General features: G+C 60.5%; 20 protein-coding genes. 14 read left to right on the forward strand and 6 right to left on the reverse strand.

The features are described 5' to 3' along the window. Positions 1-260 precede the first annotated feature (260 nt). A complete protein-coding gene (locus V5E99_RS00720; protein ID WP_499800149.1) occupies positions 261-524 on the forward strand; it encodes a hypothetical protein in 264 nt (87 codons plus the stop codon). A gap of 101 nt (positions 525-625) precedes the next feature. Here V5E99_RS00720 and gbdR read toward each other — a convergent pair whose 3' ends face one another. Continuing rightward, positions 626-1,729, reverse strand: coding sequence for a choline metabolism transcriptional regulator GbdR (gbdR, locus tag V5E99_RS00725; RefSeq protein ID WP_499800150.1), 1,104 nt, complete (start codon positions 1,727-1,729; stop codon positions 626-628). 548 nt (positions 1,730-2,277) lie between these two features. Next, the gene (locus V5E99_RS00730) at positions 2,278-3,654 is read right to left on the reverse strand and encodes an L-serine ammonia-lyase (protein ID WP_499800151.1); all 1,377 of its coding nucleotides are present in this window, start codon (positions 3,652-3,654) and stop codon (positions 2,278-2,280) included. Positions 3,655-4,089: 435 nt separating this feature from the next. Here V5E99_RS00730 and V5E99_RS00735 point away from each other — a divergent pair, with 435 nt between their 5' ends. From V5E99_RS00735 to choV, 3 genes are all read left to right on the forward strand, one after another. Then, positions 4,090-5,037: a choline ABC transporter substrate-binding protein gene (locus V5E99_RS00735; RefSeq protein WP_499800152.1), complete on the forward strand. Its 948-nt coding sequence runs from the start codon at positions 4,090-4,092 to the stop codon at positions 5,035-5,037. A gap of 66 nt (positions 5,038-5,103) precedes the next feature. Beyond that, positions 5,104-5,949: a choline ABC transporter permease subunit gene (gene choW / locus V5E99_RS00740; protein ID WP_499800153.1), complete on the forward strand. Its 846-nt coding sequence runs from the start codon at positions 5,104-5,106 to the stop codon at positions 5,947-5,949. Then, on the forward strand, positions 5,946-7,124 hold the full coding sequence (choV, locus tag V5E99_RS00745) for a choline ABC transporter ATP-binding protein (protein WP_499800154.1): 1,179 nt from the start codon (positions 5,946-5,948) through the stop codon (positions 7,122-7,124). Before choW ends, choV begins: the two co-directional genes overlap by 4 nt. A 177-nt stretch (positions 7,125-7,301) precedes the next feature. Here choV and V5E99_RS00750 read toward each other — a convergent pair whose 3' ends face one another. Next, the gene (locus tag V5E99_RS00750; protein ID WP_499800155.1) at positions 7,302-9,308 is read right to left on the reverse strand and encodes a BCCT family transporter; all 2,007 of its coding nucleotides are present in this window, start codon (positions 9,306-9,308) and stop codon (positions 7,302-7,304) included. A 322-nt stretch (positions 9,309-9,630) separates the two neighbouring features. Between V5E99_RS00750 and betI the strand changes: the two genes are divergently transcribed. The 9 genes from betI to yccS all read left to right on the forward strand — a co-directional run bounded on the left by betI (position 9,631) and on the right by yccS (position 23,492). Beyond that, entirely contained in the window at positions 9,631-10,224 is a 594-nt protein-coding gene (gene betI, locus V5E99_RS00755; protein ID WP_499800156.1) for a transcriptional regulator BetI, read from the forward strand. 100 nt (positions 10,225-10,324) lie between these two features. After that, positions 10,325-11,797, forward strand: coding sequence for a betaine-aldehyde dehydrogenase (gene betB, locus V5E99_RS00760; RefSeq protein ID WP_499800157.1), 1,473 nt, complete (start codon positions 10,325-10,327; stop codon positions 11,795-11,797). 180 nt (positions 11,798-11,977) lie between these two features. Continuing rightward, positions 11,978-13,681 (forward strand): choline dehydrogenase, encoded by a 1,704-nt coding sequence (betA, locus tag V5E99_RS00765; RefSeq protein WP_499800158.1) that lies wholly within the window; start codon positions 11,978-11,980, stop codon positions 13,679-13,681. A gap of 281 nt (positions 13,682-13,962) precedes the next feature. Continuing rightward, entirely contained in the window at positions 13,963-15,405 is a 1,443-nt protein-coding gene (locus V5E99_RS00770; protein ID WP_499800159.1) for a TldD/PmbA family protein, read from the forward strand. Next, a complete protein-coding gene (locus tag V5E99_RS00775) occupies positions 15,405-16,742 on the forward strand; it encodes a TldD/PmbA family protein (protein ID WP_499800160.1) in 1,338 nt (445 codons plus the stop codon). Before V5E99_RS00770 ends, V5E99_RS00775 begins: the two co-directional genes overlap by 1 nt. A 137-nt stretch (positions 16,743-16,879) precedes the next feature. Further along, entirely contained in the window at positions 16,880-18,307 is a 1,428-nt protein-coding gene (gene mdtD, locus V5E99_RS00780; RefSeq protein WP_499800162.1) for a multidrug transporter subunit MdtD, read from the forward strand. A gap of 57 nt (positions 18,308-18,364) precedes the next feature. After that, complete coding sequence (gene dbpA, locus V5E99_RS00785; RefSeq protein ID WP_499800163.1) at positions 18,365-19,750, forward strand: ATP-dependent RNA helicase DbpA; 1,386 nt, start codon at positions 18,365-18,367, stop codon at positions 19,748-19,750. Positions 19,751-19,879: 129 nt separating this feature from the next. Further along, on the forward strand, positions 19,880-21,058 hold the full coding sequence (locus V5E99_RS00790; protein WP_499800165.1) for a BaiN/RdsA family NAD(P)/FAD-dependent oxidoreductase: 1,179 nt from the start codon (positions 19,880-19,882) through the stop codon (positions 21,056-21,058). A 250-nt stretch (positions 21,059-21,308) separates the two neighbouring features. Further along, positions 21,309-23,492, forward strand: a complete 2,184-nt coding sequence (gene yccS / locus V5E99_RS00795) for a YccS family putative transporter (RefSeq protein WP_499800167.1) — start codon at positions 21,309-21,311, stop codon at positions 23,490-23,492. A gap of 179 nt (positions 23,493-23,671) precedes the next feature. Here the strand turns inward: yccS and V5E99_RS00800 are convergent, their stop codons facing one another. Next, on the reverse strand, positions 23,672-24,409 hold the full coding sequence (locus V5E99_RS00800; RefSeq protein WP_499800169.1) for a substrate-binding periplasmic protein: 738 nt from the start codon (positions 24,407-24,409) through the stop codon (positions 23,672-23,674). A 257-nt stretch (positions 24,410-24,666) separates the two neighbouring features. On the opposite strand from V5E99_RS00800, the gene V5E99_RS00805 reads away from it, so the two are divergent. Next, a complete protein-coding gene (locus V5E99_RS00805) occupies positions 24,667-25,119 on the forward strand; it encodes a GNAT family N-acetyltransferase (RefSeq protein ID WP_499800171.1) in 453 nt (150 codons plus the stop codon). A gap of 123 nt (positions 25,120-25,242) precedes the next feature. Here V5E99_RS00805 and V5E99_RS00810 read toward each other — a convergent pair whose 3' ends face one another. Together V5E99_RS00810 and V5E99_RS00815 are read right to left on the reverse strand one after the other, a co-directional pair. Next, positions 25,243-25,539 carry a winged helix-turn-helix domain-containing protein gene (locus V5E99_RS00810; protein WP_499800172.1) on the reverse strand — a complete coding sequence of 99 codons (297 nt, stop codon included), beginning with the start codon at positions 25,537-25,539 and terminating at the stop codon, positions 25,243-25,245. Positions 25,540-25,629: 90 nt separating this feature from the next. Beyond that, positions 25,630-26,121, reverse strand: coding sequence for a M48 metallopeptidase family protein (locus V5E99_RS00815; RefSeq protein ID WP_499800534.1), 492 nt, complete (start codon positions 26,119-26,121; stop codon positions 25,630-25,632). Positions 26,122-26,124: the final 3 nt, after the last annotated feature.

The raw sequence follows: 26,124 nt of genomic DNA on the forward strand, positions 1-26,124 counted from the left end.
GCGTTTCAACAGGCAAAAAAAGCCCCGATCAAGCCGTGACAGGATCGGGGCACAAGTACTGTTGAGGAGCTGTTGCGCGAGGGTGACCAAACCATCGTGTAGCCAGCTGAATCCAGTGTGCCCACTCCCATCCGAAGCAAGTTAGTCGAAAACGACCTGTTCATAGGTATTGCGGCCATTGCGACAAATCGCCCTTGCCGCCACCCCCTGCCCCTACCAGAATCGAGCCACGACACCGTTCCCTGAAGAAGGATTGCGTCATGATGTACGCCGATTTGATTGACCAGGAAGATCTGTTGGGCCAGCTGAAATCATTGGGCTTTCAAGTACCGAGCGGCGCTACGGCCGAGCAGGCTTGCGAGTGTGCGGTGCGGGGTTTGAACGATGAGCGGGCGATAGTGCTGCGCACGATGGTCAAGCAGATGTACACCAGCAGCGCGACCATCCTGCCGGCCGTGCGCCAAGCGATCGACAAGCAGTTGTTACCGGCATTGGCGGCGTATCAGCAAAGCCGTAGCGCCTGATAGAAGATCAAAAGATCGCAGCCTTCGGCAGCTCCTACAGATGTCCATCAATCCCTGTAGGAGCTGCCGAAGGCTGCGATCTTTTCTAAAAGCCCCTCGGTTTACAGCCTTACGCTGGCAAACGTCGACTCATTACGCGCCTGGCTCAACGCCGACAACGGCCCGGACAACGGCGACAGCACCAGCGCTTGCGGCAGCGGCATCATCGCCACCTGTTGCGTGGTGTTGGAACCTACGCGTTCGTCACGCGGTGGAATGCCGAAGTATTCGCGGTAGCACTTGGAGAAGTGCGGCGTGGAGACAAACCCGCAGACCGACGCCACTTCGATGATCGACATGGGCGTTTGCTTGAGCAATTGCCGCGCACGAATCAAACGCAGTTTCAGGTAGTAACGCGACGGCGAGCAGTGCAGGTATTTCTGGAACAGCCGCTCCAACTGACGACGGGAAACAGCGACGTACACCGCCAGTTCGTCGAGGTCGATCGGCTCTTCCAGGTTGGCTTCCATCAGCGCGACGATTTCCTGCAACTTCGGCTGGTTGGTGCCGAGCATGTGCTTGAGCGGCACGCGCTGGTGATCCTGTTCGTTGCGGATACGCTCGTAGACGAACATCTCCGAAATCGCCGCCGACAGTTCACGGCCGTGATCGCGGCTGATCAGGTGCAGCATCATGTCCAGCGGCGCGGTGCCGCCGGAACTGGTGAAACGGTTACGGTCGAGGGTGAACAAACGAGTGCTCATGGCCACGCGGGGAAACGCTTCCTGCATGGCCGCCAGGCATTCCCAGTGCACGCTGCAATCGAAACCGTCCAGCAGACCGGCGCAGGCCAGGGCCCAACTGCCGGTGCAGACCGCGCCCAGGCGCTTGGACTGGCGTGCCTGACTTTGCAGCCATGACACGTGTTCACGGGTCACCGTGCGCTGGATGCCGATACCGCCACAGACAATGATGGTGTCCATGGCCGGCGCTTTGTGCATGGAGCAATCGGGGGTGATTTGCAGACCGTCGCTGGCCCAGACCTGGCCGCCGTCGACGGTGAGTGTGGTCCAGCGATACAGCTCGCGACCGGACAATTGGTTGGCCATGCGCAGGGGTTCTACGGCGGAGGCCAGAGAAATCAGCGTGAAATTGTCCAGCAGCAGAAAGCCGATGGATTGAGGCGCACGGTTCTGGGGTTGAGCCCCGGAGTTGAACGTCGTCATCGCGGTATCTCCTCACACAAAGCGGGTGATGGCCTCAGGCGGAGGCTCTTGTTATTGCCATCGTTCTCGCGTGGGAGACGGGCTTTGTAATGACAGAGCAAATGCCATGCCTAAAATTGAATGAGCGTTCAATAACTCCTGAAAACGACGTCGCGGCGTGTCTATATAAGCCGTGCGCAGAGTGGGGGTTATAAGTGCCATCAAACCGGGCAAACGCACGGCCCGGCAGGGTGTGAGCAAATCGGTAGCACTTGTGGGAACAGGGCTTCGACGTGCTGGAGAAGAGTGTCACCGCAAGCACAGGTGACGGGCGGTAATGGCCAACCTGGATCCCGATTCGCGGGAAAGGCGCTTGTCTGATTGCGACGCGCTAAAAGGTGGCGTGTTTTGCAGCGGGTGTTCACTTAGCGCGCAGTTTTGATTGGTCTGGCGCCTTCGCGGGCAAGCCTCGCTCCTACAGGATTGAGGTTTGTCGCGATCATGTGTTCGACACAAAACCTGTAGGAGCGAGGCTTGCCCGCGAATGAGGGCGACTCGGTCCTACTGAATCAACACTCCACCGCGCTAACCGCCAACCCGCCACGCGATGTCTCTTTATATTTGTCGTGCATGTCCGCGCCGGTATCGCGCATGGTGCGGATCACCCGGTCCAGCGAAATAAAGTGCTGCCCATCACCCCGCAAGGCCATTTGCGCCGCATTGATCGCCTTCACCGCCGCAATCGCATTGCGCTCGATGCACGGCACTTGCACCAGCCCGCCCACCGGGTCGCAGGTCAGCCCGAGGTTATGTTCCAGGCCGATTTCCGCCGCGTTGCACAATTGCTCCGGCGTGGCGCCGAGAATCTCCGCCAGCCCCGCTGCCGCCATGGCGCAAGCCGAACCGACTTCGCCCTGGCACCCGACTTCGGCACCGGAGATCGAGGCGTTCTTTTTGCACAGGATTCCCACCGCCGCAGCGCTGAGGAAATAATCGACCACGTTGGCGTCAGTCACCGCCTCGCTGAACTTCATAAAGTAGTGCAACACCGCCGGAATGATTCCCGCCGCGCCATTGGTCGGCGCCGTGACCATACGCCCGCCCGCCGCGTTTTCTTCGTTGACCGCCAGGGCGAACAGGTTGACCCATTCCATGGCGCTCAAGGTCGAGCCGATCACGTTGGGCTTGCCGAGTTCTTGCAGGCTGCGGTGCAACTTGGCCGCACGCCGACGCACATTCAATCCGCCGGGCAGGATGCCTTCGTGCTTGAGGCCTTGCTCGACGCAATCCTGCATGGCGCGCCAGAGTTTCATCAGACCGCTGCGGATTTCTTCTTCGCTGCGCCAGACCTTCTCGTTGGCCATCATCAATTCGGCCACGCGCAGGTTGTGCTTCTGGCACAGCTCCAACAGTTCTACCGCACTGGAAAAGTCATAGGGCAACACGGTGCGGTCCAGATCCACCACGCCGCTTGAGGCCTGAGCCTCATCGACGACAAAGCCGCCACCAATCGAATAGTAGGTGTCGCGGTGCAGCTCGCCGTGATCGCCTTCTACGATCAAGGTCATGGCATTCGGATGGAATGGCAGGTTCTCGTCGATCAGGCGCATGTCCCGAGCCCAGATGAACGGCACCGACAGGCGACCGTCGAGCAACAACATATGGGTTTCACGCAGGCTTTCGATACGGATGCCGATTTGCGACGGATCAATCGCATCCGGCCACTCGCCCATCAGGCCCATGATCACGGCGTTGTCGCTGCCGTGACCGATGCCGGTGGCCGACAACGAACCGTAGAGCTGAACTTCGACGCGTCTTACTTGTTCCAAAAGACCCTGCTCACGCAAACCCTGCACGAACAGCGCCGCCGCCCGCATCGGGCCGACGGTGTGCGAACTGGAAGGGCCAATACCGATTTTGAACAGGTCGAAAACGCTGATAGCCATTACTGCCGAACTCCTGGATGTGCCAACTCCGGGCGCAAAAACGCCCAGTGACGGAGCTGCTACGCTCAAGCTGCAATCCGTCGAGATGGCCGCATCATCAGGCTTTTGTCGTGTTGTTCGACGTCTCACACCGACGCACTCATGCCCACCAACGCCGCGTGTCTTTTACGCTGCGTTTTCGCCGTTTTTTAGCGGATCAGAGGGGTAAAAGGGGCTGAAAAAATCTGTAAACGACGTCACCGACACTGGATGCGACCATCCCTGTACTGGTTACGACGCACCCTGTAGGCGTCAGATTTTCACTGGTACATGATCGTATCGACTCGATTGCAAGGCGCCGTGGTAGAGCTGTCTCCAAAACGCCATCCAACCGCAACCTATAAGTGCGGTGGTCCAGTCGGAACACTGCCAAAAAAAACACAAAGGAGTCCACCCATGAAAGGTTCCCCGTCGTTGTTGTTGGCCGCCATGCTGAGTCTGCCGTTACTGGCTCAAGCCGCAGAACCCGCTCAGTGCAGCACCGTAAACTTCTCTGATGTCGGCTGGACCGACATCACCGCGACGACCGCGACCACCAGCGTCGTCCTCGACGCCCTCGGCTACAAAACCAAGACCACCATGATTTCCGTACCCGTGACCTACAAGTCCCTGGCCGACGGCAAGAACATGGACGTGTTCCTCGGTAACTGGATGCCGACCATGGAAAACGACATCAAGGCCTACCGCGATGCCGGTAGCGTTGACGTCGTGCGCACCAACCTCACCGGCGCCAAGTACACCCTCGCCGTACCGCAAGCGCTGTACGACAAAGGGCTGCATGACTTCGCCGACATCGCCAAATTCAAGAAAGAACTCGACGGCAAGATCTACGGCATCGAGCCAGGCAACGACGGCAACCGCCTGATCCAGACCATGATCGACAAGAACGCCTTCGGTCTCAAAGACGCCGGTTTCAAAGTCGTCGAGTCCAGCGAAGCCGGGATGCTGTCCCAGGTTGACCGCGCCCAGAAACGCGATACCGCCGTGGTCTTCCTCGGCTGGGCACCGCACCCGATGAACAAGCGCTTCAAGATTCAATACCTGACCGGTGGCGATGATTTCTTCGGCCCGGACTTCGGTGCGGCTACCGTGGCCACCAACACCCGCAAGGGCTATGTCCAGGAATGCAGCAACGTCGGCACTCTGCTGAAAAACCTGGAATTCACCGTGGACATGGAAAGCTCGCTGATGGGCAACATCCTGGACGACAAGATGAAGCCTGACGCAGCGGCCAAGGCCTGGCTGAAAAAGAACCCACAGGTGCTCGATACCTGGCTCGCTGGCGTGACCACCATTGACGGTAAACCAGGCCTGGAGGCCGTGAAAGCCAAGCTCGCACAGTAATCGCTTACGCCGGACGGCTTCGGCCGTCCGGGCTGTTTATTTCCTTGCATGCGGACGTTCACTACCATGCTGATTGATCAGAAAATCCCCTTAGGCCAGTACATCGCGGGCTTCGTTGAATGGTTGACGCAACACGGCGCCAGCACGTTCGACGCAATCGCCGTGACACTGGAAACGATGATCCACGGCGTGACGTTCGCGTTGACCTGGTTCAACCCGTTTGCATTGATCGGCCTCATCGCGCTACTGGCACACTTCATCCAACGCAAATGGGGCCTGACTGTTTTCGTCATCGCCTCCTTTCTGCTGATCCTCAATCTGGGGTACTGGCAGGAAACCATGGAAACCCTGGCCCAGGTGCTGTTTGCCACCTTCGTCTGCGTGATCATCGGCGTGCCGTTGGGCATCGTCGCCGCGCACAAACCGATGTTCTACACACTGATGCGTCCGGTGCTCGATCTGATGCAGACCGTGCCGACGTTCGTGTACCTCATTCCGACCCTGACCCTCTTCGGGCTGGGCGTGGTCCCGGGTCTGATCTCGACGGTGGTGTTCGCGATTGCCGCGCCGATCCGCCTGACCTACCTGGGTATCCGTGATGTTCCCGCAGAACTGATGGACGCCGGCAAAGCCTTCGGCTGCTCGCGCCGCCAGTTACTCGCACGTATCGAACTGCCTTACGCCATGCCCAGCATCGCGGCCGGTATCACCCAGTGCATCATGCTGTCGTTGTCGATGGTGGTGATTGCGGCACTGGTGGGCGCCGACGGCTTGGGCAAACCTGTGGTCAACGCACTGAACACCGCCGATATCGCCCTGGGCTTCGAAGCCGGGTTGGCAATCGTACTGCTGGCGATCATGCTCGACCGTATCTGCAAACAACCCGACGCTAAAGTAGGGGGTGACGCATGAGCATTATTCGCTTCGAAGACGTCGACGTGATCTTCTCCAAAGACCCACGTGAGGCGCTCAAACTCCTCGACCAAGGCATGACCCGCGACCAGATCCTGAAAAAAACCGGGCAGATCGTCGGCGTTGAAAAAGCCAGCCTGGACGTCGAAAAAGGCGAAATTTGCGTGCTGATGGGCCTGTCCGGCTCCGGCAAATCCAGTCTGCTGCGCTGCATCAACGGCCTCAACACCGTGAGCCGTGGCAAGTTGTTCGTCGAGCACGAAGGCAAGCAGATCGACATCGCTTCCTGTACCCCGGCAGAGCTGAAAATGATGCGCACCAAGCGCATCGCGATGGTGTTCCAGAAGTTCGCCCTGATGCCGTGGCTGACGGTGCGCGAGAACATCAGTTTCGGCCTGGAAATGCAGGGTCGCCCCGAGAAAGAACGCCGCAAACTGGTGGACGACAAGCTTGAGCTGGTGGGCCTGACCCAGTGGCGCAACAAGAAGCCTGACGAACTCTCCGGCGGTATGCAGCAACGCGTGGGCCTGGCCCGTGCGTTGGCGATGGATGCGGACATTCTGCTGATGGACGAACCGTTCTCGGCCCTCGACCCGCTGATCCGCCAAGGCCTGCAAGACGAACTGCTGGAACTGCAAAGCAAGCTGAGCAAAACCATCGTGTTCGTGAGTCACGACCTCGATGAAGCCCTGAAGCTGGGCAGCCGTATCGCGATCATGAAAGACGGCCGGATCATCCAGTACAGCGTGCCGGAAGAGATCGTGCTGAACCCGGCGGACGATTACGTGCGGACCTTCGTGGCCCACACCAATCCGCTGAACGTGTTGTGCGGTCGCAGCCTGATGCGCACCCTCGACAACTGCAAACGCATCAACGGCTCGGTGTGCCTCGATCCGGGCGGCGATTCGTGGCTGGACCTGGCCGAAGGCAACACCATCAAGGGCGCACGCCAGAACGGCGCCAGCCTGGACCTGCAGAACTGGGCACCGGGGCAAGCGGTTGAAGGTTTGGGCCGTCGGCCAACGCTGGTGGACTCCAACATCGGCATGCGCGACGCGCTGCAGATTCGTTACCAGACCGGCAACAAACTGGTGCTGCACGACAACAACAAAGTGGTCGGGATTCTGGGCGACAGCGAGCTGTACCACGCGCTGCTCGGCAAGAACCTGGGCTAAGGCAACCGACACAAAAACGCCGCGAGAGAATCGCGGCGTTTTTGTTTGAGGAGCAAAGATCAAAAGATCGCAGCCTTCGGCAGCTCCTACACAGGAATGCGCTCGGCGTAGGAGCTGCCGAAGGCTGCGATCTTTAAAAAGGCAACGCGGTGCATCTCTGCACCGCGCCCTCAACGTTTAGCTATAGACACGGCCAAGGAGCTGCCGATGGCTTTCAAACTGATCGAGCACGTCACGGGTGATCTGATCCTGAGTGAAGCCCATCAAGTCGTAGTCCTGGCTGCCGTTGTGCAGGTAAACCTCGGCGCGGTAGTAGCGTGCACGGGGTTCATCAGCACTTTGCGCCGGCACCGTATCACTCGCCGCCGCCAGATAGCCGTCCAGGCTCACTTCGTAGACAAAAGGGTTGCCCTCTTCCATCTCGATCCGCAGGCCCATGCAACGCTTGGATTTACCCAGCAACGTTTGCACGTCCAGGCCCTGCGCGCGCAATTGCACAGCGGCATCTTCCAGTGCCGGGCTGACTTGTTTATCCATGAAGCGCTGCACGATCGACTGGTTCGGTTGCAGGTCCAGTTGAGTCAAACGCTCGCTGAAACCACGACGACCACGCGCTGCCAGCTCCGCTTGCTCCTGTTCGACCTGCACGTCCTGGCGCATCTGCTTGTGCAAACCGAACATGAAGAACACCAGCACCACCGAGAACGGCAGACCGGCCAGTACCACCATGGTTTGCATGGCTTCGAAGTTACCGGCGAACAACAAGCCGATGGTCACCAGGGTGATCACTGCCGACCAGAAGATCCGCAGCCAGTGCGGCGCATCTTCATCAACGTTGCCGCCCTTGCAGGACAGGTTGGCCATCATCACCGCGCCGGAATCCGCCGGGGTCAGGAACAGCACGAAGCCGACAAAGATCGACACACCGATCACAATCTTCGACGCCGGGTAGTGCTCCAGCAATTGGTAGATCGCCATGGACGGCTGTTCGAGCGCCGTCTTCCCGAGCTCCACCGCCCCATGGTTCATCACCAGGTCGAGGGCCGAGTTACCGAAGATCGACAGCCACGCCAGGGTGAAACCCAGCGGAATCAACAACACGCCCGCCACCAGCTCACGCACCGTACGACCACGGGAAATCCGCGCGATAAACATGCCCACGAATGGGGCCCAGGAAATCCACCACGCCCAGTAGAACAAGGTCCACAGACCCAACCAGCGGTCGGACTTCTCACTGTCGCCTTCGTACACATACAGGTCGAAGGTCTTCAGCACCACGCCGTTCAGGTAGTCGCCGATGTTCTGCACAAAGCCGTTGAGCAGGTGCAGCGTCGGGCCGAACAGCAGCACGAAAATCAGCAAACCGCTGAACAGCACGATGTTCAGGTTGGACAGACGACGAATGCCGTTTTCCACGCCGGACACGGCGGCAATGGTCGCCACGGTGCTCATCACGATGATCACGATCAGCAGGTTGGTGTTGCTGTGTTCCATGCCGAACAGGTTTTCCAGCCCCGACGACACTTGCAGCGAACCAATCCCCAGGTTCGTCACCAGCCCCAGCAGGGTCACGAACATGCCGAAGCCGTCCACCGCATGGCCGGCCGCGCCTTTGACCCAACGCTCGCCCACCAGCGGATACAACGCCGAACGCAACGCCAGCGGCTGGTTGTGACGGTAAGCAAAGTAGGCCACGGCCAAACCGACCAATGCGTAGATCGCCCAGCCGTGCAGGCCCCAATGCAGGAACGTAAGTTGCACAGCCTGACGCGCAGCCATATTGCTGGCGGCTACGCCTTCCGGCGGGTTGAAGTAATGGTCCAGCGGCTCCGACGCACCGAAGTACAGCAGCGAGATGCCGATACCCGACGAGAACAGCATCCCCGCCCAGGCGCCGTAACTGAAGTCCGGGGTGTCGTCCTTGCTGCCCAGTTTGAGCTTGCCGTATGACGAGAACGCCAGGCCAACGACGAATACCAGGTAGGCGGCGATCACCACCATGTAGTACCAGCCGAAGCTGCGGGACAGCCAGGCCTGGGCGATACCGAGCAATCTGCCGGCCTCTTGCGGGGCGATGATCAGAATGGCGGTCAACAACAGAATCAACGCGGTAGAGGTGTAGAACACCCAACCGTTGACCGTCACCTTCTCGGGTGGGGTCTTTATTAGAGAGGCAGAACTCATGGCACAGAGGCTCCGGGCAGTGCGGGAGAAGAACACAAGGCAACGCGTTACCCGACCAATCGGTTAGTTGGCAGCCGACCGGCGGGTGATATAAAGACAGCCCGAAAAAAGCCCGAAGCCCAATAGCGCCGGTGCGCGGGGGTTTCGAGCGTTTTCAGATGTCGTTTTTCCGCCCACTACACGTAGGAAAAACCTGTAGGCAGCGACGAATTGTCGCAGATCTTATTCTTTGTTGATTGAACGTTCAATCAAAACAAAATAGACTGGCCGTCAATCCGATAGGCGTTTTTCGTCCGTCGGAAGGCCTAAGGAGATGTGCAAGATGCCCAAGGTCGGTATGCAACCCATCCGCCGCCAGCAATTGATCGAAGCCACATTGCAGGCTGTCGATCAGGTCGGAATGGGGGACGCCAGCATTGCGCTGATCGCCCGTTTGGCCGGTGTCTCGAATGGCATCATCAGTCACTATTTTCAGGACAAGAATGGCCTGATCGCCGCCACGATGCGGTATCTGATGAGCGTCCTCAGCGAGAACGTCACCGCGCGCCGCCAGGCGCTGGCAGATGACAGCCCACGGGCTCATTTGCAGGTGATTATCGAAGGCAACTTCGACGCCAGCCAAGTCAATGGCCCGGCAATGAAAACCTGGCTGGCCTTCTGGGCCACCAGCATGCACCACCCGTCATTGCACAGGTTGCAGCGGATCAACGATCACCGTCTGTATTCCAACCTGTGCTGCCAGTTCCGCCGTGTGTTGCCGCTCGATGATGCGCGCAACGCCGCCCGAGGCCTGGCAGCGTTGATTGACGGCTTGTGGTTGCGCGGCGCGCTGTCGGGAGACGCTTTCGACACGGCGCAGGCGCAACAGATCGCTTTCGAATACATGGATTTCCAATTGGCCAAGCAGGTGAGCTAGAGCACACATAAAACGCTCAGCCCCTGAACCGTCACCGACCGCCAACGCTCCATGGCACCCGGTGGCTAACGCCAACCACTTATGCACTTGCGAGGACACTATGGCCCGTTTCGAACTGCAAAAACTCTACATCGATGGCGGTTACTCCGACGCCAGCAGCGACGCCACTTTCGAAGCCATCAACCCGGCTAACGGTGAAGTCCTCGCAAAAGTACAGCGCGCGACCTTCGACGACGTCGAGCGTGCGGTGGTCAGCGCTGAAAAGGGCCAGAAAATCTGGGCTGCCATGACCGCCATGGAGCGTTCGCGCATCCTGCGTCGTGCCGTGGACATCCTGCGCGAGCGCAACGATGAACTGGCCGCCCTGGAAACCCTGGACACCGGCAAATCGTTCTCCGAAACCAAATACGTCGACATTGTCACCGGCGCTGACGTGCTGGAGTACTACGCAGGCCTGGTCCCGGCCATCGAAGGCGAGCAAATCCCGCTGCGCACCACGTCGTTCGTCTACACCCGTCGCGAGCCGCTGGGCGTCGTGGCCGGTATCGGCGCGTGGAACTACCCGATCCAGATCGCCCTGTGGAAATCCGCACCGGCCCTGGCCGCCGGTAACGCGATGATCTTCAAGCCAAGCGAAGTCACCTCGCTGACCACGCTGAAACTGGCCGAAATCTACACCGAAGCAGGCCTGCCGGCTGGCGTGTTCAACGTCCTGACCGGCAGCGGTCGAGAAGTCGGCACCTGGTTGACCGAGCACCCACGCATCGAAAAAATCTCCTTCACCGGCGGCACCGACACCGGCAAGAAGGTCATGGCCAGCGCTTCGGCTTCGTCGCTCAAAGACGTGACCATGGAACTGGGCGGCAAATCCCCGCTGATCATTTTCGACGACGCCGACCTTGATCGCGCCGCCGACACCGCGATGATGGCCAACTTCTACAGCTCGGGTCAGGTCTGCACCAACGGCACTCGCGTGTTCATCCCGACGCATCTCAAAGCCGCTTTCGAAGCCAAGATTGCCGAGCGCGTTGCGCGCATCCGCATCGGTAACCCGGAAGACGAGAACACCAACTTCGGCCCGCTGGTCAGCTTCGCCCACATGGAAAGCGTGTTGGGTTACATCGCCAAAGGTAAGGAAGAAGGCGCTCGCGTCCTGTGCGGCGGCGGTCGTCTGACCGACGGCGAATTCGCCAAAGGCGCCTTCGTGGCCCCGACCGTGTTCACCGACTGCACCGACGAGATGACCATCGTTCGCGAAGAAATCTTCGGCCCGGTCATGGCGATCCTGACCTACGACACCGAAGAAGAAGTGATCCGTCGTGCCAACGACACCGACTTCGGCCTGGCCGCGGGTATCGTCACCAAAGACCTGAACCGCGCCCACCGCGTGATTCATCAACTGGAAGCCGGTATCTGCTGGATCAACGCCTGGGGCGAGTCCGACGCAAAAATGCCGGTCGGTGGCTACAAGCAGTCGGGCGTGGGCCGTGAGAACGGCATCAGCTCGCTGAACAACTTCACGCGCATCAAATCGGTACAGGTCGAACTGGGCGATTACGCCTCGGTTTTCTAAAACGGCATCTGCTTCGCCTGCGAGGACGCCTTCGCGGGCAAGCCTCGCTCCTACAGGTTTTGTGTCGTGCACAAAACCTGCGGCAAACCCCAGCCCTGTAGGAGCGAGGCTTGCCCGCGAATCGAGTGCGCAGCACTCGCCATGGCCGCGACCTGACCAACTTCAAAGAGGGTGCATTTAATGTCCCAAGAATACGATTACATCATCATCGGTGCCGGCTCGGCCGGTAACACCCTGGCGACCCGTCTGACTGAAGACGAAGGCGTCACCGTCCTGCTGCTCGAAGCGGGCGGCCCGGATTACCGTTTCGACTTCCGCACGCAAATGCCGGCCGCTTTGGCGTTCCCGCTGCAAGGCCGCCGCTACAACTGGGCCTACGAAACCGATCCAGAGCCACACATGGACGGTCGCCGGATGGAATGCGGTCGTGGCAAAGGCCTCGGCGGTTCCTCGCTGATCAACGGCATGTGCTACATCCGTGGCAACGCGATGGACTACGACAACTGGTCGAAACTGCCAGGTCTGGAAAACTGGACCTACCTCGATTGCCTACCGTATTTCCGCAAGGCCGAAACCCGCGACATCGGCCCGAACGACTACCACGGTGGCGACGGTCCGGTCAGCGTGACCACGCCGAAAGCCGGCAACAACCCGCTGTTCCACGCCATGGTTGAAGCCGGCGTGCAGGCCGGTTACCCGCGCACCGAAGACTTGAACGGTTATCAGCAGGAAGGCTTCGGCCCGATGGACCGCACCGTGACGCCGAACGGCCGTCGCGCCAGTACCGCGCGCGGTTACCTGGACGTCGCCAAAAAGCGTTCGACCCTGACCATCGTCACCCACGCCCTGACCGACAAGATCCTGTTCGAAGGCAAGCGTGCAGTCGGCGTGCGTTACCTGATCGGCGCCGCTGAAGAGCGCGTTGAAGCCCGCGCCCGCAAAGAAGTGCTGCTGTGCTCCGGCGCCATCGCTTCGCCGCAGATTCTGCAACGCTCCGGCGTCGGCCCGGCGGAACTGCTGAAGAAACTCGACATCCCGGTGGTCCACGACCTGCCAGGCGTCGGCGAAAACCTGCAGGATCACCTTGAGTTGTACCTGCAATACGCCTGCACCCAACCGGTTTCGCTGTACCCGTCGCTGCTTTGGTACAACCAACCGGCCATCGGCGCCGAGTGGCTGTTCAACGGCACCGGCATCGGCGCCAGCAACCAGTTCGAAGCCGGTGGCTTCATCCGCACCCGCGAAGAATTCGATTGGCCGAACATCCAGTACCACTTCCTGCCGGTGGCGATTAACTACAACGGCAGCAACGGCGTGAAAGAGCACGGTTTCCAGGCGCACATGGGTTCCATGCGTTCGCCGAGCCGTGGTCGCATCCAGGCCAAGTCCAAGGACCCGCGCGAGTACCCGAGCATCCTGTTCAACTACATGGCCACCGAGCAAGACTGGCAGGAATTCCGCGACGGCATCCGCCTGACCCGTGAAATCATGCAACAGCCTGCGCTCGACGCCTTCCGTGGCCGCGAAATCAGCCCGGGCATCGACGTGCAAACCGATGAGCAGCTCGACCAGTTCATCCGCGAACACGCCGAAACCGCGTTCCACCCGTCCTGCTCCTGCAAAATGGGCACCGACGAGATGGCTGTGGTTGACGCTGAAGGTCGTGTGCACGGCATGCAGAGCCTGCGGGTGGTTGATGCCTCGATCATGCCGATCATCACCACCGGTAACCTGAACGCGCCGACGATCATGATCGCCGAGAAAATCGCCGACAAGATTCGTGGTCGCCAGCCATTGCCGCGCAGCAAGGCTGCTTACTTCGTGGCCGGTGATGCACCGGTGCGTGGCAAGCCGATGCGGGATGTGAGCCCTACCGCTCAGTAACGCCGTTACACCGCGGCGCGGCCTTCGCGGGCAAGCCCGCTCCTACAGGTTTGATGGCGATCACCGATTTTCGGCATGGCGCCATTCCCGTAGGAGCGAGGCTTGCCCGCGAAGGCGCCCTACCAAACAACACACTCTCTACCCGACACACGCTGGTAATCCCTCCTACACCGCTTCAAGCTTGATCCTACCCCCCGCGCAGGCCTAATCTAGCGCCACGCAAACGTTTCACCCCCTCGCCGCACCGATACGCCGCTTCTCCATTCCAAGGAGGTTCTCGAATGTTCGATTTCCACCCCCAGCTCAAGCAGCGCTTTGCTGCGTTGCGCACGGGCGCTGAATTCTTTTCGCTTCGTTATGTACGCGAGTCCGGCCAATACCTCTCGGTACGCAAGAACGTCGCTGAACCACCGAGCCTGAGCCGTGACGAAGGCGCGATGCTGACCGTTCGGGTCAACGGCGTCGAAGCCTACGCGGCGACCAACGACCTGTCGCAACAAGGCCTGCAAGCCGCACTCGAGAAAGCCGAACAGCAAGCCCGCCGCCTCAAGCCCCATGCCTTGCTCGACCTGAGCACGCAAGTTGCCTCCAGCGACCGCGCCGACTACTTTTCGCCGAACTTCGACCAGCCTTTCCCGTCCTTAAGCGACTGCTACCAACTGCTCGGCGCCGAGTCCGCCGCCGTGCCCAAGGACGAGCGACTGGTGAACTGGGAAGTGAGCATCGGCATCACCAACGTCGAGCAGATTTACCTCAGCAGCGCCGGCGCCGAACTGCGCCAGGCCCAGCGTTTTGTCTACCCGAGCCTGGAAGTCACCGCCTACGACGGCAACGACAGCCAGACCCGCACCCTCGGCCGGGAGAACTTCGGCCAACAGGGCGGTTTTGACGTGATCAGCCGCTGCGGCCTGGTCGGCGCCGCGCCGACAATCGCCGATCAAGCGCTGCAATTACTGCTGGCGCCGAACACCCCGCAAGGCCCGCGCGACCTGCTGTTGATGCCGGACCAGATGATGCTGCAGATCCACGAATCCATCGGTCACCCGCTGGAACTGGACCGCATCCTTGGCGATGAACGCAATTACGCCGGCACCAGTTTCGTCAAGGCCGAAGACTTCGGCAGCCTGCAATACGGCTCCAAACTGCTGAACGTGACCTTCGACCCGGACATTCCCGAACAGCTCGCCAGTTACGGCCATGACGACGACGGCACGGCCGCGAGCAAACAGTTCCTGATCAAGGAAGGTCTGCTGCTGCGTCCATTGGGCGGCGCACTCTCGCAATTTCGCGCGGGCATGGACGGTGTCGCCAACAGTCGCGCCTGCGGCTGGAATCGTGCACCGATCGATCGCATGGCCAACCTCAATATCGAGGCCGGCGATCAACCGCTGGAGCAGATGATCGGCAACATCGAAAACGGCATCTTGATGCGCACCAACCGTTCCTGGTCCATCGACGATGCGCGCAACAAGTTCCAGTTCGGTTGCGAATGGGGCCAGTTGATCGAAAACGGCGAACTCAAAGGCGTGGTCAAGAACCCGAACTACCGGGCGATTTCCGCACACTTCTGGAAAAGCCTCAGCGCCGTCGGCAACGCCGATACGGTCAAGGTCCTGGGCACGCCGAACTGCGGCAAGGGCGAGCCGAACCAGGTGATCCGCGTCGGCCATGCCTCGCCGGCCTGTGTGTTCAGCAACGTTGATGTGTTTGGGGGAGATGCCTGATGAGTACGTCTAAAAATCAGGCCGATGCGTTCAAAGCCTTGGTCCAGTGGCTGCGCGAGGCGATTCGCGAGCCGGAACAATTCACCCTCAGCTACGCCGCCGAATCCTCGGCCTTCGTGCGTTTCAACCACGCCAAGGTCCGTCAGGCCGGGCAGGTGCAGCAGGCCAGCGTTGGCTTCAAGCTGATCAATGAGGGTCGCCACGCCGACCTGAGCATCACCCTCTCCGGTGACGCCCAAACCGACATCCAGCGCCTGGCCGAAGGCCTGCAACAGTTGCGCGAAACCCTGCCGTTGCTGCCGCCGGACCCGTACCTGCTGCTCAATCACAACGGCTGGCAGAGCAAAAACGTACAGGACCACCCGCTGCCGGACACTGAGCAAGTCGTGGCTGAAATCGCCCAGGCTGCCGAAGGTCTGGACTTGGTGGGTTTCTACGCCGCCGGGCCTATAAGCCGTGGTTTCGCCAGTTCCTCGGGCGCGTTCGGCTGGCATCAGGCCAACAGCTTCAACTTCGATTTCAGCCTGTTCCACGACAACGGCCAAGCGGTGAAAGCCAGTTACGCCGGGCATGACTGGAGCAGCGAAGGCTTTGCCAAGCGCTTTGCCCAGGCCCGCGAGCAACTGGCGTTTCTCGGACGGCCGTTGCGCACGTTGCCACCGGGCAACTACCGGGCTTATCTGGCGCCGGCGGCCATGGAAGAAATCATGGGCATGCTCGGCTGGGGTGGTTTCTCCGCGCAGTCGATTGCCAGCAAGAACAGCCCGTTGCAGAAGCTCTATGCGGGCGCCCATTCATTCAGCCCGTTGGTTTCGCTGGATGAAAAGGTCAGCGGTTCCCTGAGCCCGGCGTTCTCCGGCGAAGGCTATCCGCGCAGCGACTTGGGGTTGATCGTCGACGGCAAGGCTGGCGCGCAAATGGTCAGCTCGCGCAGTGCGGCGGAATATGGCCTGACGGCCAACGGCGCTGGCGGCGGTGAAATGCCCAGCGCGTTGAATATGGCCGCTGGTGCGTTGCCGCAAGCCGAGATCCTCAAGCAACTGGGCACGGGGCTGTACATCAGCAACCTCTGGTACCTGAACTACTCGGACCAACCCGCCGCCCGGCTGACCGGCATGACCCGGTTTGCGACGTTCTGGGTCGAGAACGGCGAGATCCAGGCCCCGGTGAGCACCATGCGTTTTGATGACAGCGCCTACAGCCTGCTCGGTTCGCAGCTGGAAGCATTGACCCAGGAGCGCGAGTTGCTGCTGTCGGCGAGTACTTACAGTCAGCGAGCCACGGCCTCGGCGGTTTTGCCGGGGGCGCTCGTCAGCCGATTGACCTTGACCCTCTAAAAGCTTCGCGGGCAAGCCTCGCTCCTACAGGATCGGGGTTTACCGCAGTTCTTGTGGACGATGCCGGACTGTAGGAGCAAGGCTTGCCCGCGAAGAATCCACCACGGACTAACTGACTCACACTCACTAGAGGTCCCATGCCCAACCGCCCGCCTCTCGACCCTGTCACCGCCCGTTGGCTGCCATGGGTCGTCGCTATTGCCTTTTTCATGCAGTCCCTCGACGGGACGATCCTCAACACCGCCCTGCCGGCCATGGCCCTGGACCTGGCGGAAAACCCGTTGCGCATGCAAGGCGTGATCATCGCCTACATGCTCACCGTCGCCCTGCTGATCCCCGCCTCGGGCTGGATTGCTGACCGCTTCGGCACCAAGAAGATCTTCTTCGGCGCGATCCTGCTGTTCAGCATCGGATCGCTACTCTGCGCACTGTCGCCCAACCTGACGATGCTGATCGGCTCGAGGGTCATTCAAGGCCTGGGCGGTGCCTTGATGTTGCCGGTGGGCAGGCTGGTGGTGCTGCGAGCCTATCCGCGCTCGGAGCTGGTGCGGATCATGGGGTTCATCACCATTCCCGGACTGCTCGGCCCCTTGTTGGGGCCAACCACCGGCGGCTGGATGGTTCAATACCTGTCGTGGCACTGGATCTTTCTGGTCAACCTGCCGGTGGGCCTGATCGGTTGCTACGCCGTGTGGAAATTCATCCCGGACCTGCGCGGCACCGAGCGTACCCGCTTCGACGGCGTCGGTTTCCTGCTGTTTGGTGCCTCGATGGTGCTGATCACCATCGCCATGGAAGGCCTCGGCGAACTGCACCTGCCGCATTTGCGGGTGATGTTGTTGCTGGTGGCCGGCATGGCGTGCCTGGCGGCGTACTGGCTGCGCGCCGGGCGCATCGATAACCCGTTGTTCTCGCCGTCACTGTTCAAGACCCGGACGTTCGCTGTCGGCATCCTCGGCAACCTGTTCGCCCGCCTCGGCGGGGGGGCGTTGCCGTTTCTGGTGCCGTTGCTGCTGCAAGTAGCACTGGGGTATTCGCCGTCACAGGCCGGGATGAGCATGCTGCCGCTGTCGGCGGCGGCGATGCTGGCCAAGTCGGTGGCGCGGCCCATCATCGAACGCTTGGGTTACCGCATCGTGCTCACCGGCAACACCCTGTTTCTGGGGATCATGCTGGCGAGCATGGGCCTGGTGAGCGAGCAGACGCCGTACTGGTTGCTGCTGGCGATGCTGTCCATTCTCGGGGCCATCAACTCCCTGCAATTCACTGCGATGAACACGGTCACCCTGATCGACCTCGATGATGCGAGCGCCAGCAGCGGTAACAGTTTGCTGTCGGTGGTGGCGCAATTGTCCCTGGGCCTTGGCGTGGCTTGCGCCGGTGCGCTGCTCGGCGGCTTTACCGCAGAGGTCGGAAATGACGGCGTGGAGACGGTGCTGGGCGCGTTCCAACTGACGTTTGTGACCGTCGGCATCATGGCGATGCTGGCCGCGACGATCTTCTCGCAGCTCTCCAAGGAAGACGGACGGCGCGTCAAGCGTCCGGAAGAACACATAGAGCCTTAGGGCGAATGGCCGCGGGACTGATACACTGCGCGACATTTTGTTTTGCAGGCCAGTCCCGTGACCACCATCGCCACCGCTTTTAATACTTTGCCGCTGTCCGCCGCCATGCTGGCTAACCTCGACTCCCTCGGTTATGCCCAGATGACGCCGATCCAGGCGCAAAGCTTGCCGGTGATCCTCAAGGGGATGGACCTGATCGCGCAAGCCAAGACCGGCAGCGGCAAGACCGCCGCCTTCGGTATCGGCCTGCTGAACCCGATCAATCCGCGCTTCTTCGGTTGCCAGGCGCTGGTCATCTGCCCGACGCGCGAGTTGGCGGACCAGGTTGCCAAGGAACTCCGTCGTCTGGCCCGCGCCGAAGACAACATCAAGATCCTGACCCTGTGCGGCGGCGTGTCCTTCGGCCCGCAGATCGGTTCCCTGGAGCACGGCGCGCACATCATCGTCGGCACCCCGGGCCGGATTCAGCAGCACCTGCGCAAGGGTTCGCTGATCCTGCATGGCCTGAACACCCTGATCCTCGACGAAGCCGACCGCATGCTCGACATGGGTTTCTACGATTCCATCGAAGAAATCATTGCCCAGACCCCGGAGCGTCGCCAGACCCTGCTGTTCTCCGCCACGTACCCGTCGGGCATCAAGCAATTGGCCGCGAAGTTCATGCGCAACCCGCAGATCGTCAAAGCCGAAGCGTTCCACGACGACACGCAGATCGAGCAGCGCTTCTACGAAATCTCCCCGGACGAGCGCATGAGCGCCGTGACCAAAGTGCTCGGCCACTTCCGCCCGGCGTCTTGCGTGGCGTTCTGCTACACCAAGCAGCAAGTCCAGGAAACCGTTGATCACCTGACCTCCAAAGGCATTTCCGCCGTCGGCCTGCACGGCGATCTGGAACAGCGTGACCGCGATCAGGTGTTGGCGATGTTCTCCAACCGCAGCACCTCGGTACTGGTGGCCACTGACGTTGCCGCCCGTGGCCTGGATATCGATGCGCTGGACATGGTGATCAACGTCGAACTGGCCCGCGACTCGGAAATCCACATCCACCGTGTCGGCCGTACTGGCCGCGCCGGTGAGAAAGGCATTGCGATCAGCCTGGTGGCGCCATCCGAAGCCCTCCGCGCCCAAGCCATCGAGAAACTGCAACAGTCGCCGTTGAACTGGGATCAGATCGACAACCTCACCTCCCAGGGTGGCGGTCCGTTGCTGCCAGTGATGAGCACGCTGTGCATCGGCGCTGGCCGTAAAGACAAGGTGCGCCCGGGCGACATTCTTGGCGCACTGACCGGCGATGCCGGCATTCCGGGTGCCCAGGTCGGCAAAATCGCGATTTTTGACTTCCAGGCGTATGTGGCCGTGGAACGCGGGATTGCCAAGCAAGCCTTGCAGCGCTTGAACGACGGCAAGATCAAGGGCCGTTCGCTGCGCGTTCGTATCTTGTAATACCGCCACACATCCCCTGTAGGAGCTGCCGCAGGCTGCGATCTTTTGACTTTGCTTTTTCAAGATCAAAAGATCGCAGCCTCGTTTCACTCGGCAGCTCCTACAGTTTTTTATACCGAGGACACCGTTTTGCGCTCTACCGAAGTCGTGATCATTGGCGCTGGCGCCGCTGGGTTGATGTGTGCACTGACCGCCGCCGGGCGCGGGCGCAAGGTGATGTTGCTCGACCACGCCAACAAGGCCGGCAAGAAAATCCTGATGTCGGGCGGTGGCCGCTGCAATTTCACCAACATGTACACCGAACCGGGCAATTTTCTCTCGCAGAACGAACACTTCTGCAAATCCGCACTGGCGCGTTACACCCAGTGGGATTTCATCGGCATGGTCGCCAAACACGGCGTGCCGTACCACGAGAAAAAACTCGGCCAACTGTTCTGCGATAACAAATCCAGCGACATCCTCGAGATGCTCCTCAACGAGTGCGATCAGGTCGGCGTCAGCCTGCACCTGGACACCTCGATCCAGACCATCGAGAAACTCGAAAACGGTTACCTGCTGGACACCACCCTCGGTCAACTGACCTGCGAATCCCTGGTGATCGCCACCGGCGGCCTGTCGATCCCGACCCTGGGCGCCACCGGTTTCGGCTACCAAGTGGCCAAGCAATTCGGCCACGAACTGCTGCCAACCCGCGCCGGCCTGGTGCCGTTCACCATCACCGATCAGCTCAAAGAATTGTGCACCGAGCTCTCCGGGACGTCGGTGGATTGCCTGGTGAGCTGCAACGAGCAGAGTTTCCGCGAGAACATCCTGTTCACCCATCGCGGCCTCAGCGGCCCGGCGATTTTGCAGATTTCGTCGTTTTGGGAATCCGGCGACACGGTTGAGATCAACCTGATGCCGGATCACGACGTGCCTAGCTGGCTGGTTCAGCAGCAAGCCGAACGCCCGAACAGCGAATTGAAAACCCTGCTGGGGGAAATCTTCACCAAGAAGATGGCCAACCTGCTGGCGGACAACTGGTTCGTTTCCAAACCGATGAAGCAGTACACCCACGCGGAAATCGCCGACATCGCCGAAAAACTGGCGAGCTGGACAGTCGTGCCCGCCGGCACCGAAGGCTATCGCACGGCCGAAGTGACCTTGGGCGGCGTCGATACCCACGAAGTCTCGTCCAAAACCATGGAATCGCTGAAAAGCCCCGGGTTGTATTTCATTGGTGAAGTGCTGGATGTCACCGGGCATTTGGGCGGTTTCAACTTCCAGTGGGCCTGGGCCTCGGGCTACGCCGCTGCGCAGTACGCCTGACCACACCGCCCCCTGTAGGAGCTGCCGAGAGAAACGAGGCTGCGATCTTTTGACTTTGATTTTTTTTAAGATCAAAAGATCGCAGCCTCGTTTCACTCGACAGCTCCTACACAGCTCCTACACAGCCCTACGGGGTTCGTGATTCGCCAGGGAAGGAACAGATTTTGCTGTCAGATGTGATCGGCGCCATTGCGTCGGCGTCATTACTGGCTCAATTTAGCGTCATCGCCTCGGAAGGCCCTCGCACTTCATGTCCTCGACCCCATTCAGTCAGTCTTTGCGCCGCCTCTGGGCGCTGGATAAATTCAGTTACAGCGTAAGGGTGTTCATCGCCCTGACCGGCAGCATGGCCGTGTGTTGGTATCAGGATGAAATGGGGCTGTTGATCCCGTTGTTCCTGGGCATCATCGCCAGCGCCCTGGCCGAGACCGACGACAGTTGGCAAGGCCGGCTCAACGCACTGGCCGTCACGCTGGTGTGTTTCAGCATCGCCGCGTTCTCGGTCGAATTGCTGTTCCCCTACCCCATCGTCTTTATCATCGCCCTGGCGCTGGCCGCGTTCGGCCTGACCATGCTAGGGGCACTGGGCGAGCGTTATGGCGCAATTGCTTCGGCGACGCTGATTCTGTCGGTGTACACCATGATCGGCGTGGACCAGCGCGGCGGCGCGGTGACCGATTTCTGGCACGAGCCCGTGCTGCTGGTGGCCGGCGCGGCCTGGTACGGGTTGCTCTCGGTGCTGTGGCAGGCGATGTTTTCCAATCAGCCCGTGCAGCAAAGTCTGGCGCGGTTGTTCCGTGAACTAGGCCTGTACCTGAAGCTCAAATCCTCGCTGTTCGAACCGATCCGCCAGATGGACGTGGAAGCGCGACGCCTGGAACTGGCCCAGCAAAACGGTCGGGTAGTCGCCGCGCTGAACGTGGCCAAGGAAATCATCCTGCACCGGGTCGGCAACGGTCGGCCGGGTTCGAAAGTCAGCCGTTACCTCAAGCTCTACTTCCTGGCCCAGGATATCCACGAACGCGCCAGTTCCTCGCACTACCCTTACAACGCCCTGGCCGAGGCGTTCTTTCACAGCGACGTGATGTTCCGCTGCCAGCGCCTGCTGCGCCAACAAGGCAAAGCCTGTCGGGCCCTGGCCGAATCGATCCAGATGCGCCAACCCTTCGTCTATGACGCCAGTTTCGCCGAAGCCCTGGGCGACCTGCACGCCTCCCTCGAACACCTGCGCATCCAGAGCAACCCGGCCTGGCGCGGGCTGCTGCGTTCCTTGCGCGCACTGGCGGCCAACCTCGGCACCCTCGACCGTTTGCTCAGCGACGCCAGCAACCCCGATGCCCTCGCCGACGCCACCGACAGCAGCCTGCTCGACCGTTCGCCGCGCAACCTCAAGGATGTGTGGCTGCGTTTGCGCACGCAACTGACGCCGACCTCGCTGCTGTTCCGCCACGCCCTGCGTTTGCCCCTAGCGTTGAGCATCGGCTACGGCATGGTGCATTTGATCCACCCGTCCCAGGGTTACTGGATCATCCTCACCACGCTGTTTGTCTGTCAGCCGAACTACGGCGCAACCCGACGCAAACTCGGTCAGCGGATCATCGGCACAGCGATCGGCCTGACCCTGGCCTGGGCGCTGTTCGACCTGTTCCCGAGCCCGCTGATCCAGTCGTGCTTCGCCATCGCTGCCGGGGTGGTGTTCTTTATCAACCGCACCACCCGCTACACCCTGGCCACCGCCGCGATTACCTTGATGGTGCTGTTCTGTTTCAACCAGGTTGGGGACGGTTATGGGCTGTTCCTGCCGCGCCTGTTCGATACCTTGGTCGGCAGCCTGATCGCCGGGCTTGCGGTACTGCTCTTCCTGCCGGACTGGCAGGGCCGACGCCTGAACAAAGTGCTGGCCAACACCCTGACCTGCAACAGCATTTACCTGCGCCAGATCATGCAGCAATACGCCGCCGGCAAAAACGACGACCTGGCCTATCGCCTGGCCCGACGCAACGCGCACAACGCCGACGCGGCGCTGTCGACCACCCTGGCGAACATGCTGATGGAGCCGGGGCATTTCCGGAAAGAAGCGGACGTCGGCTTCCGTTTTCTGGTGCTGTCCCACACGTTGCTGAGCTACTTGTCAGGGCTGGGCGCACACCGCGAAACCCAATTGCCGGCGGATGTGCGCGAACACCTTATCGATGGCGCCGGCGTGAGCCTGGCCGCCAGCCTCGACGAAATCGCCCAGGGGCTGGCGAGCAAACTGCCGATTGCGATTCAAAGCGATACGGAAGAAGCCCTGGCCAATGAACTGGAACAGATGCCGGACGAGATTGATGAGGGGCAGCGGCTGGTGCAGACACAACTGGCGTTGATCTGCCGGCAGTTGGGGCCGTTGCGGACCTTGGCGGCGCATTTGATCAAGGAGACCAGCGAGGATTGAGCCTTGTGGTGGCCGGGCTGACGCCTTCGCGGGCAAGCCTCGCTCCTACGGGACTGGGTGCGTTCCCGCGATTTTCACCACGACACAAACCTGTAGGAGCGAGGCTTGCCCGCGAAGGCGCCAGCAGCCACGCCACACATTAACTTGCCGCTTGAAGCTTGAAACTAACCGCTGCCCCTCTACATCCCATGCTGCTTCATCAACCGCTCATAACTCCCATCCGCCTTCATCGCCGCAATCTCCCGATCAAACCCGGCCACGATCTGTTCATGCGCCGGGTTCTTCAGGCTGACCAGGATATGCAGGCTGTTTTCACTCAACGGCTTGGGTAAAAACTCCACCGAATTGCGCACCTTGGCCGATTCCCGGGCCAGGTAGTAGCGGGCGACAAACTCGTCTTCCAGGGTCAGCTTGACCCGATCCGCCGCGAGCATGCGCACGGCCATGGCGAAGTTATGCACAGGGATTTTTTGCAGCGCCGCGTCGTCATCGAACTCCGGCGAATAGGCGTAACCGCGCACCACCGCGATCGGGTAGGTGTGCAGTTGCTGCAGGTTGTTGTATTCGATCGGCGCGTCTTTGCGCTTGATGAAGCGCACGCGGTTGAGCAAGTACTCGCTGGAAAACTGCCCGAGCTTGGTGCGCTCGTCGTTGTACCAGGCGTTGACCAGCACGTCGTAGCGGCCCTCGCCCACGCCCAGCAAGGCACGCGCCCAAGGCACCTGCTCGAAATCGCTGGCATAACCGGCCCGGGCCAGCGCCGTGCTGACGATATCTGTGGCCAACCCACCGTTCACCAGCGTGGCATCGGTAAACGGTGGCCAGGCATCGGCCACCAGACGCAGCTTGTCCGCCGCCGCGTTCTGAGTCAGCAACAGCAATCCAATCAAAGCAAAGGCTCGATGCAATCGCGGCATGCTAGAAAATCCTTAGCGGGCGGGCTGCCCGACGTGTTTTTCAGCCAAAACTCCAAGACTCCGATACCGGCCTGCCGGTACTAAACCTTAGCTCATTGAAGCCACTGCACAGCGCTGACTTGCAGATTACACAAAGAAGACAACGCCGCGCGAAATGAATGATGGCATTTTGGCCTTTGTCACAGATTTCTCTGCCATCGAGACATCTTTCTTCAGGACGCTTAGTATCGGGAGCACGTTGTTCAAGGAATCAGAAGATGACAATCGAGTGGGTCTGCAAACATCACAGCGATCTGGGTAAAGAGCAGCTGTATGCCATTTTGAAACTGCGCGCCGAGGTGTTTGTCGTCGAGCAGCAGTGTGTTTACCAGGATGTCGATGGCCAGGATCTGGAAGGCGACACCTGCCATTTGATGGCTTGGGATGGGGAGCGACTGGTGGCGTATCTGCGCTTGCTCGACCCGGAACTACAGGGCGGTGACGTAGTGATTGGCCGGGTGGTGACGGCGCCTGAAGGTCGTGGCCAGGGGTTGGGCCATGAAATGATGGAACAGGCCTTGAAGCAGGCTGGGAAGCGCTGGCCGGACGTGCCGATCTATCTCTCGGCCCAGGCGCATTTGCAGGGGTATTACGGGCGGTACGGGTTTGGGGTGGCAGGCGAGGAGTATGTCGAGGACGGCATTCCCCATATAGGGATGCGTCGCTCCTGAAGGCCCTATCGCGGGCAAGCCTTGCTCCTACAGGTTTTGGTTGTTCGCATCATTTGTGTACGACGCGGGCATTGTAGGAGCAAGGCTTGCCCGCGATGGCGTCAGCCCAGGCGCCGGAAAATCTCAGGGATACTCGAGCACCGCTTTGATCTGCCGCAAATTGCGCTCGATCCAGCCGCGATCAATCGCGCCCCAGTCGCGAATCCGATAACGCCCGGCATGATTCCGCGCGCCGTCCTCCTGCTCGAACTCACACACGATGTCCAGATCGGCCAACGCCGCAATGGTGTCCTGGGCCGTGCGCCGGGGCATGCCGGTGACGTCGGTCAGCGCCGGAACGCTGCTGGCCAGCCCGCTGTCGATCAGGTACGCCACGTATAGCCGGCGGTAGAAGCTGCTTTTGGTCTTGCTGACGTCCATCCGTTTGCTCCTTTGAAAGATCGCAGCCTTCGGCAGCGCCCAAAGGCGCGTAGGAGCTGCCGAAGGCTGCGATCTTTTGATCTTGATCTTCTACTGCATATCCCGCCAAGTCAGATAAACCCGCAAATCAAATTCCACCTGGTGATACCCCGGCAACATGTGCTCGCACAACTTGTAGAACGCCTTGTTGTGATCCGACTCTTTGAAATGCGCCAGTTCATGCACCACGATCATTTTCAGAAACGCCGACGGCGCTTCCTTGAACAGCGAAGCGACGCGGATTTCTTTCTTGGCCTTGAGCTTGCCGCCCTGCACCCGGGAAATAGTAGTGTGCAGGCCAAGGGCGCGGTGAGTCAGGTCCAGGCGATTATCGAACAACACTTTGTCGATGGCCGGGGCGTTACGCAGGTATTCCTGTTTCAGGTCCAGAGCGTAGGTGTACAACGCCTTGTCGCTCTGCACGGCATGCTGTTGCGGGTAACGCTGGCTCAGGTAGTCGCCCAGCCGACCCTCGGCGATCAGCTGGCGCACCTGGTCCTGCAACGCGGCGGGATAGGCCTGGAGGTATTTCAACGCGGTCATTGG

The organism is Janthinobacterium sp. LPB2021202312-11-4 (assembly GCF_037049705.1).
GTDB lineage: Bacteria > Pseudomonadota > Gammaproteobacteria > Pseudomonadales > Pseudomonadaceae > Aquipseudomonas.

Excerpts from the sequence above, each read along its gene's own strand:
- choW (WP_499800153.1), top strand. The coding sequence starts at position 5,104 with ATGCTGATTGATCAGAAAATCCCCTTAGGCCAGTACATCGCGGGCTTC.
- mdtD (WP_499800162.1), top strand. The coding sequence starts at position 16,880 with ATGCCCAACCGCCCGCCTCTCGACCCTGTCACCGCCCGTTGGCTGCCA.
- betA (WP_499800158.1), top strand. The coding sequence starts at position 11,978 with ATGTCCCAAGAATACGATTACATCATCATCGGTGCCGGCTCGGCCGGT.
- choV (WP_499800154.1), top strand. The coding sequence starts at position 5,946 with ATGAGCATTATTCGCTTCGAAGACGTCGACGTGATCTTCTCCAAAGAC.
- yccS (WP_499800167.1), top strand. The coding sequence starts at position 21,309 with ATGTCCTCGACCCCATTCAGTCAGTCTTTGCGCCGCCTCTGGGCGCTG.
- V5E99_RS00800 (WP_499800169.1), bottom strand. The coding sequence starts at position 24,409 with ATGCCGCGATTGCATCGAGCCTTTGCTTTGATTGGATTGCTGTTGCTG.
- betI (WP_499800156.1), top strand. The coding sequence starts at position 9,631 with ATGCCCAAGGTCGGTATGCAACCCATCCGCCGCCAGCAATTGATCGAA.
- V5E99_RS00770 (WP_499800159.1), top strand. The coding sequence starts at position 13,963 with ATGTTCGATTTCCACCCCCAGCTCAAGCAGCGCTTTGCTGCGTTGCGC.
- V5E99_RS00735 (WP_499800152.1), top strand. The coding sequence starts at position 4,090 with ATGAAAGGTTCCCCGTCGTTGTTGTTGGCCGCCATGCTGAGTCTGCCG.
- V5E99_RS00720 (WP_499800149.1), top strand. The coding sequence starts at position 261 with ATGATGTACGCCGATTTGATTGACCAGGAAGATCTGTTGGGCCAGCTG.
- betB (WP_499800157.1), top strand. The coding sequence starts at position 10,325 with ATGGCCCGTTTCGAACTGCAAAAACTCTACATCGATGGCGGTTACTCC.
- V5E99_RS00750 (WP_499800155.1), bottom strand. The coding sequence starts at position 9,308 with ATGAGTTCTGCCTCTCTAATAAAGACCCCACCCGAGAAGGTGACGGTC.
- V5E99_RS00775 (WP_499800160.1), top strand. The coding sequence starts at position 15,405 with ATGAGTACGTCTAAAAATCAGGCCGATGCGTTCAAAGCCTTGGTCCAG.
- gbdR (WP_499800150.1), bottom strand. The coding sequence starts at position 1,729 with ATGACGACGTTCAACTCCGGGGCTCAACCCCAGAACCGTGCGCCTCAA.
- V5E99_RS00815 (WP_499800534.1), bottom strand. The coding sequence starts at position 26,121 with ATGACCGCGTTGAAATACCTCCAGGCCTATCCCGCCGCGTTGCAGGAC.
- V5E99_RS00805 (WP_499800171.1), top strand. The coding sequence starts at position 24,667 with ATGACAATCGAGTGGGTCTGCAAACATCACAGCGATCTGGGTAAAGAG.
- V5E99_RS00730 (WP_499800151.1), bottom strand. The coding sequence starts at position 3,654 with ATGGCTATCAGCGTTTTCGACCTGTTCAAAATCGGTATTGGCCCTTCC.
- V5E99_RS00810 (WP_499800172.1), bottom strand. The coding sequence starts at position 25,539 with ATGGACGTCAGCAAGACCAAAAGCAGCTTCTACCGCCGGCTATACGTG.